Annotated in this window: 4 protein-coding genes; 1 reads left to right on the top strand and 3 read right to left on the bottom strand. The window is 70.1% G+C overall.

Annotation, left to right across the window (positions count from 1 at the left end; all coding sequences use genetic code 11):
* Window positions 1-169: 169 nt before the first annotated feature.
* On the bottom strand, window positions 170-2,740 hold the full coding sequence (locus tag ACWCRB_RS48425) for an ABC transporter permease (protein ID WP_451002156.1): 2,571 nt from the start codon (window positions 2,738-2,740) through the stop codon (window positions 170-172).
* A complete protein-coding gene (locus tag ACWCRB_RS48420; protein ID WP_369035471.1) occupies window positions 2,737-3,525 on the bottom strand; it encodes an ABC transporter ATP-binding protein in 789 nt (262 codons plus the stop codon). The genes ACWCRB_RS48425 and ACWCRB_RS48420 overlap by 4 nt, the downstream gene beginning before the upstream one ends.
* Before the next feature lie 393 nt (window positions 3,526-3,918).
* Between ACWCRB_RS48420 and ACWCRB_RS48415 the strand changes: the two genes are divergently transcribed.
* Window positions 3,919-5,451, top strand: a complete 1,533-nt coding sequence (locus tag ACWCRB_RS48415) for an MFS transporter (protein WP_451002155.1) — start codon at window positions 3,919-3,921, stop codon at window positions 5,449-5,451.
* A gap of 144 nt (window positions 5,452-5,595) precedes the next feature.
* Here ACWCRB_RS48415 and ACWCRB_RS48410 read toward each other — a convergent pair whose 3' ends face one another.
* Entirely contained in the window at window positions 5,596-6,483 is an 888-nt protein-coding gene (locus ACWCRB_RS48410) for a cellulose-binding protein (protein WP_451002154.1), read from the bottom strand.
* Window positions 6,484-6,680: the final 197 nt, after the last annotated feature.

Here is a 6,680-nt window from a genome sequence, read left to right as displayed (position 1 = left end):
GGCCGGGTCGCCGTCACCGTCTCCGGACGGGTTTGTTCATCCACTGGGCATACCGATCCGCGCGGGCTCGTTCTTCGCGTACTCGGTGTCCCTGTCGATCATCCTGGCGGTGCTGGTGATCCCCCTGTTCCCCCGTTCCCCGTAGCCCCCGCTCGGGGTGGCCGATCGGCTAGTCGGTAGCGATCGCGTTCAGCACGTTCATCCGCCCCGCCCTGAACGCCGGCACCAGCGCCGCGAACAGCCCCACGAACGCCGACCCCGCGAACACCCCGCCGATCGTCATCCACGGAATCTCCAGCACCTTCAGGCCCTCCAGGGCGAGCAGTTGCTGAGCCGTAGCCCCCCAGCCCATCCCCAGGCCGAGCCCCAGCAGTGCGCCGAAGAGGGCGATCACCACGGACTCCAGGCGGATCATCCGGCGCAGCTGGCGCCGCGACAGGCCGATCGCGCGCATCAGGCCGATCTCGCGGGTCCGCTCCACCACCGACAGGGCGAGGGTGTTGACGACGCCCAGGACCGCCACCACGATCGCCAGGGCGAGCAGGCCGTAGACCATGTTCAGGAGCTGGCCGATCTGGTCCTTCAGTTCCTGCTTGTAGTCGGTCTGGTCGCGGACCTGGTACTGCGGGTAGGGGTCGAGTGCCGTCTTCAGAGCGGCGTACGCCTCCTTCTCCTGGCCCTTCTCGGCCTTGGCGAACATCAGGTCGTTCGGCGGGATCTTGTCGGCGGGCAGGTACTTCTCCATCGTCGCGATGGACAGGTACTGCGCGCCCTTGTCGATGGCCACGTCGTCGTCCGTGACGGCGGCGACCTTGAGCTCGGCCGTCGAGCCGCCCTTGAAGGCGACGGTCATCGTGTCGCCGACCTTCACCCCGTGCTCCTTGGCGTACCCGGAGCCCACCGACATGGCGTCCTTGCCGTACGCGGCGCTCAGCGTCCCCGAGGTGGTGGCGCGGCGCAGATCGGAGGCGTACGTCGGGTCGGCGGCCGTCAGTTCGGTCTTCTCGGCCTTGCCGCCGGGCGGGGTCAGGCTGACCTCGACCTCCTTGTAGCGGGTGACGTGGGCCAGGCCGGGCGAGTTCTGCATCGCCTTCTCGGCCTGGGGCACGAACCGCTGGTTGCCCTGGACGATGAAGTCCGCGCCGACCGATTTGTCGAGTTCGTCGGTCGCTGAGGCGACCATCGAGGAGCCGACCACCGAGAGGCACGCGACCAGGGCCAGGCCGATCATCAGGGCCGCGCCCGTCGCACCGGTCCGGCGCGGGTTGCGCAGGGCGTTGCGCTCGGCCAGGCGGCCGACAGGGCCGAAGCCCCGCAGCAGTACGGCACTGAGCACCCGTACGACACCACCCGCGAGCACCGGGCCGATGATCACGAACCCGATGAGCGTGAGCACGATGCCCGCGCCGAGGACCAGCGAGCCGTCCTTCGCCTTGTCGGCGGTGGCCGCCAGGTAGAGGGCGTAACCGCCCGCGCCCGTCAGGGCCAGGCCGATCAGGCCCCTCACCAGACCCGCCCTGCCGTCCGCCGGGGTGCCGGCGTCGCGGAGTGCGGCCATCGGGGAGACCTTGCCCGCGCGGCGGGCCGGGAGGTAGGCGGCGAGGACGGTGACGACGACGCCGAGGACCAGGCCGATCACCGGGGTGGCCGTCTTGATCGTCAGATCGTCGGTGGAGAGGTTCATGCCGGCCATCGACATCAGCTTCATCAGGCCGACCGCGATGCCGACCCCCGCGCCGACACCGAGGACGGACCCGACGAAGCCGAGCAGCAGCGCCTCCACCAGCACGGACCGGTTGACCTGCTTGCGCGAGGAACCGATCGCCCGCATCAGGCCGATCTCGCGGGTGCGCTGGGCGACCAGCATCGAGAAGGTGTTGATGATCAGGAAGATGCCGACCAGGAACGCGATCCCGGCGAAGCCGAGCATGGCGTACTTGATGACGTTCATGAACTCGCCGACGCCCTCACGGTTCTCGTCGGAGGACTCCTTCTGCGTCTGGACCTTGAACACACCGGTCGCGGTAAGGGCGTCGGTGACGTTCTGCTTGAGCTGGGTGTCGGTGACCCCGCTCGCCGCCGTGACGTTGAGCTGGGTGAACCGCCCTGTGGCGCCCAGGAGTTCACGCTGTGCGGTGGCGGTGTCGAAGTAGACGACGGCGGCACCGGGGTTGGTCACCTTGAAGGTGGCGATGCCGACGATCCGCGCCTTGATGTCACCGGTCTGCGCGATGGTGCGCAGCTCGTCGCCCATCTTCAGGTGGTGCTTGTCGGCGGTGTCGGCGTCGACCATCACCTCGGTGGGCCCACGTGGTGCGTGACCGCTGGTGATCTCCATCGCACGCAGGTCGTTGCGCGTCCAGTTGCCCGCGATGGTCGGAGCGCCGGTGCTGGACCCCATGTTCTCGTTGTCGCTGTCGACGACGGTCACGTTCATCGAACTGACCGCGCCCTCCGCCGACTTGACGCCCTGAGCCTGCTGCGCCTTCGCCAGTACGGAGGCCGGCATCGACTCGGGCACCCCGTTCTGCGGGGTCTCGTCGCTCTTGGCGGCCTTCGGCGACACCGTGACGTCGGACGCCGTGGTCGAGAAGAGCTTGTCGAACGTCGTGTTCATGGTGTCCGTGAAGACGAGGGTCCCGCACACGAACGCCACCGACAGCATCACGGCCACCGCCGACAGGGCCATCCGGCCCTTGTGCGCGAAGAAGTTGCGCATCGAGGTCTTCAGCACAGTCATGACGTACGCCCCCGCGCGTCGAAGTCCTTCATCCGGTCGAGGACGGTGTCGGCGGTCGGCCGGAACATCTCGTCGACGATCCGTCCGTCGGCGAGATACAGCACCCGGTCCGCGTACGAGGCGGCCACCGGGTCGTGCGTGACCATGACGATGGTCTGCCCCAACTCGTCGACGGACCGCCGAAGGAAGCCCAACACCTCAGCACCCGCACGGGAGTCGAGGTTTCCGGTCGGCTCGTCACCGAAGATGATCTCGGGCCGCGCGGCCAACGCCCGTGCCACGGCGACGCGTTGCTGCTGACCGCCGGAGAGCTGGTTGGGCCGGTGCTTGAGCCGGTCCTTCAGCCCGACCGTCTCCACGACCTGGGCCAGCCACCCCTTGTCCGGCTTGCGGCCTGCGATGTCCATGGGCAGCGTGATGTTCTCCAACGCGCTGAGCGTCGGCAGCAGGTTGAACGCCTGGAAGATGAACCCGACCCGGTCCCGGCGCAGTTGGGTGAGCTTCTTGTCCTTGAGACCGGTGATCTCGGTCTCGTCGAGATGGATCTGCCCGCTGGTCACGGTGTCGAGTCCGGCGAGGCAGTGCATGAGGGTGGACTTGCCGGACCCCGAGGGGCCCATGATCGCGGTGAACTGTCCCCGCGCGATGTCCACGTCCACATGGTCCAGGGCGACGACGCGGGTCTCACCGGACCCGTACGCCTTCACGACCTGCCGCGCCCGCGCGGCAACGGCCGTACGCCCGCCAGTGCCCCCGTGCCTGGTGATGGTCACAGCCGATGTCACGGTATGTCTCCTAAGTCGGTCGGTGCGGAGCCGCACTGATGCCCGGTAGCGCATTCCTGCCTGCGGACTGCTCTGCGGTACGTGTATGAGTCTGCTGTCGGGAGGGGGTCCGGGTCTCTGACGCCCAGCGCAGTCTTCTGCGGGGGAAAACCCCACCCCCGGAGGTCCTGCACACCGCCCTTCAGCGGCATAAAGCCAGGTTAAGGACGGTCGACGCCCCGTCTCGTCCTCCGCCGGTACGAACCCTCCCCGAGCCGAAGTACGGAGGTCCCCCTAGGGGCTGTCCACCTCACGGTGGAGCCGGTCTCAGGGTTGCCTCGCCCCTCCGCCCCGGTCAGGCTCCACCCTCCCGCCGCGTGAAGGTCAAGTGGCAGAGTGGTCGGCGGCAGATAGATGCATGGGGAAAGGACTCGGGTGGGCAGCAGCCGCCGTACGAAATCCGCGACACCCGGCGCCACCCGGAGCACCGGAACGGAGAAGCGGGGAGCCGTCGTCGCCGCGCTCATGCTCGCGATGGCCCTGGCCGCGCTCGACTCCACGATCGTCTCGACCGCCGTACCGCAGATCGTTGGCGACCTCGGCGGTTTCTCCGTCTTCTCCTGGCTGTTCTCGGGCTATCTGCTCGCCGTCACGGTCACCCTGCCCGTGTACGGCAAGCTCTCGGACACCTTCGGCCGCAAACCGGTCCTGATCGCGGGCGCGGCCCTGTTCCTCCTCGGCTCCCTCCTCTGCGCGCTGGCCTGGAACATGGGCGCGCTGATCGCGTTCCGGATCGTCCAGGGCCTGGGCGGCGGCGCCCTCCAGGGCACGGTCCAGACCCTCGCCGCCGACCTGTACCCGCTTGAGCAACGCCCGCGGATCCAGGCCAAGTTGTCGACGGTGTGGGCGACCTCGGCGGTGGCGGGCCCCGCGGTGGGCGGGGTGTTGGCGGCCTACGCCGACTGGCGCTGGATCTTCCTCGTCAACCTGCCCGTCGGTGCGGTCGCGATGTGGCTCCTGGCCCGCCACCTCCACGAACCACAGCGCGACACCTCCGGCCCCCGCCCGCGCATCGACTGGGCGGGCGCCCTGATGGTGTTCGCGTGCGGCGGCGTGCTGCTGACGGCCCTCGTCCAGGGCGGAGTGGCTTGGCCCTGGCTGTCGTGGCAGTCAACAACCCTCCTGTGTACGGGACTTGCGCTGACGTTGCTCGTGGTCGTGATCGAACGCAGGGCGGCGGAGCCGATCATCCCCGGGTGGGTGTGGCGGCGCCCCACGATCGCGGCGGTCAACCTGGCGCTGGGCGCACTGGGTTTGCTGATGGTGGCCCCCACGGTGTTCCTGCCGACGTACGCCCAGTCGGTACTGGGCCTGGCCCCGATAGCGGCCGGATTCGTGCTGTCCGTATGGACGTTGAGCTGGCCGGTGTCGGCGGCGCTGAGCCAGCACGTGTACCGCAGGATCGGCTTCCGCAACACGGCGATGCTCGGCATCGGCACGGCGACCCTGATCCTGCTGGCGTTCCCCTTCCTCCCGTACCCCGGCTCCGCCTGGCAGCCCACCCTCCTGATGCTGCTGCTCGGCGGCGCCCTCGGTCTCTTCCAACTCCCGCTGATAATCGGCGTCCAGTCGACGGTCGGCTGGTCGGAGCGGGGTACGGCGACGGCCTCCGTCCTCTTCTGCCGCCAGACCGGCCAGACGATCGGCGCGGCCCTGTTCGGCGCGGTCGCCAACGGCGTACTCGCGTCCCGGCTGGGCGGCGCGAGCGACCTGGACTCGGTGACGCGGGCGCTCGACTCGACCGCCGCGCCGGAGGCGACCCGACGGGCCATCGCGGACGCCGTGCACGCCGTCTACTTCGGCGCGGCGGGAGCGGCGGCGCTGGCGTTCCTGGCGCTGCTGGTGCTGGCGCCGCGCCGCTTCCCGGTCATCAAGGAGAGCCCTTGAGCGGGGGCGATGAGGGAGTCGGCAACCGACGGCAACGCCGCAGATCGGCGCGCCGGCCCCCGCGTCCACGTCCACGTCCGCGTCCACGTCCGCGTCATGATCCGCCGGACGGGCCCCGGGCGGCACCGGGCCCGGGGCGGCGTGCTATTCGGCCGCCGCGGCCCGCCCCGTGAGCGTGGTCAGGCTGCTGCGTACGTGGTCCATGTGGGCCTGTACGTCGTCCCACTCCTCGCCGTGCTCCCGCAGGACGCGCTCCGTCTCGCGGGCGATGCGGTCTTCCTGGACGCGGGCCTCGGTGAGGATCTCGGCGGCGTGGATCCGGGCGTCGTCCTCGATGCGCCCGACCGACTCCTCGGCGTCCGCGAAGGCCCGCTTCGCCTCGGACAGCGCGGCCTCGGCAGCCGTGACGCGGTCCATGTGCCGTGCGTCCAGGGCGACTTCACGCTCGGCGGCGAGGTGCTCCTCCGCGGCCCACCGGTCGGCATACTCCTTCTCCTGCTCGGCGAGCAGCCCCGAGGTCCGCGCCCGCATCTCGCGCAGGGCGGCCAGTGCCTCGCCGCGCCCCTCCTTGATGTCCCGCCGGGCACCGATCCGGATCTCGTCGGCCTCGGCGCGGGCGGCGAGCAGCCGGTGCCGGGCACGTTCGTCGGCCTCGGCGCGTACGGCCTGGGCAGCGGCCTCCGTGGCCTCGCGCAGGGCGTCCGCGCGGGCCTCGGCCGCCGCGACCAGCTGCCGCGCCTCGCTGCGCCCCCGCTCCCGCACGGCGCCGGCCTCCTCGGCGCCCAACTCCCAGAGGCGGCGGGCGCGTTCGCCGAGGCTGTCGTACGTCTGCGGAGCGAGCCCCGCGACGACCTCCCGCAGCCGCTCCGACTCGGCGCCCATCTGCCGGGCCAGCACGGTCAGCCGTGCGGCCCGCTCCCAGGCGGCGTCCCGCTCCGCGGAGAGGGCGGCGGCGTACGCGTCGACCCGATCGGGCCGGTAACCACGCCCCCGTCCGGCCCCGAAACCGTGCGACGTCGCTGCGTTGCTCATCCTGCAACCCCTCTCCACGTACGAAGTAATGATTTCGCGCACATCTTGATGGATTGGGATGAAATGTGCCTAACGCGACACTCCGGGCGGGGTCACGGTCCGTATCTCGGCATACGGAAGGGAGGGGGTGGGGGGGGGGTAGGGGGAGAACCCCCCCCCCAAAAGGAAAGCAAGGGGAGGGAAAAAAAAGAAGGAGA

The sequence above is a fragment of the Streptomyces sp. NPDC002156 genome (genome assembly GCF_053593675.1).
The sequence above is the reverse complement of the archived record's forward strand: the minus strand, read 5'-3'. Positions and strand labels throughout refer to the sequence as shown.

Coding starts and splice junctions, on each gene's coding strand:
- ACWCRB_RS48425 (WP_451002156.1), bottom strand. CDS start 2,740: ATGACTGTGCTGAAGACCTCGATGCGCAACTTCTTCGCGCACAAGGGC.
- ACWCRB_RS48410 (WP_451002154.1), bottom strand. CDS start 6,483: ATGAGCAACGCAGCGACGTCGCACGGTTTCGGGGCCGGACGGGGGCGT.
- ACWCRB_RS48415 (WP_451002155.1), top strand. CDS start 3,919: ATGCATGGGGAAAGGACTCGGGTGGGCAGCAGCCGCCGTACGAAATCC.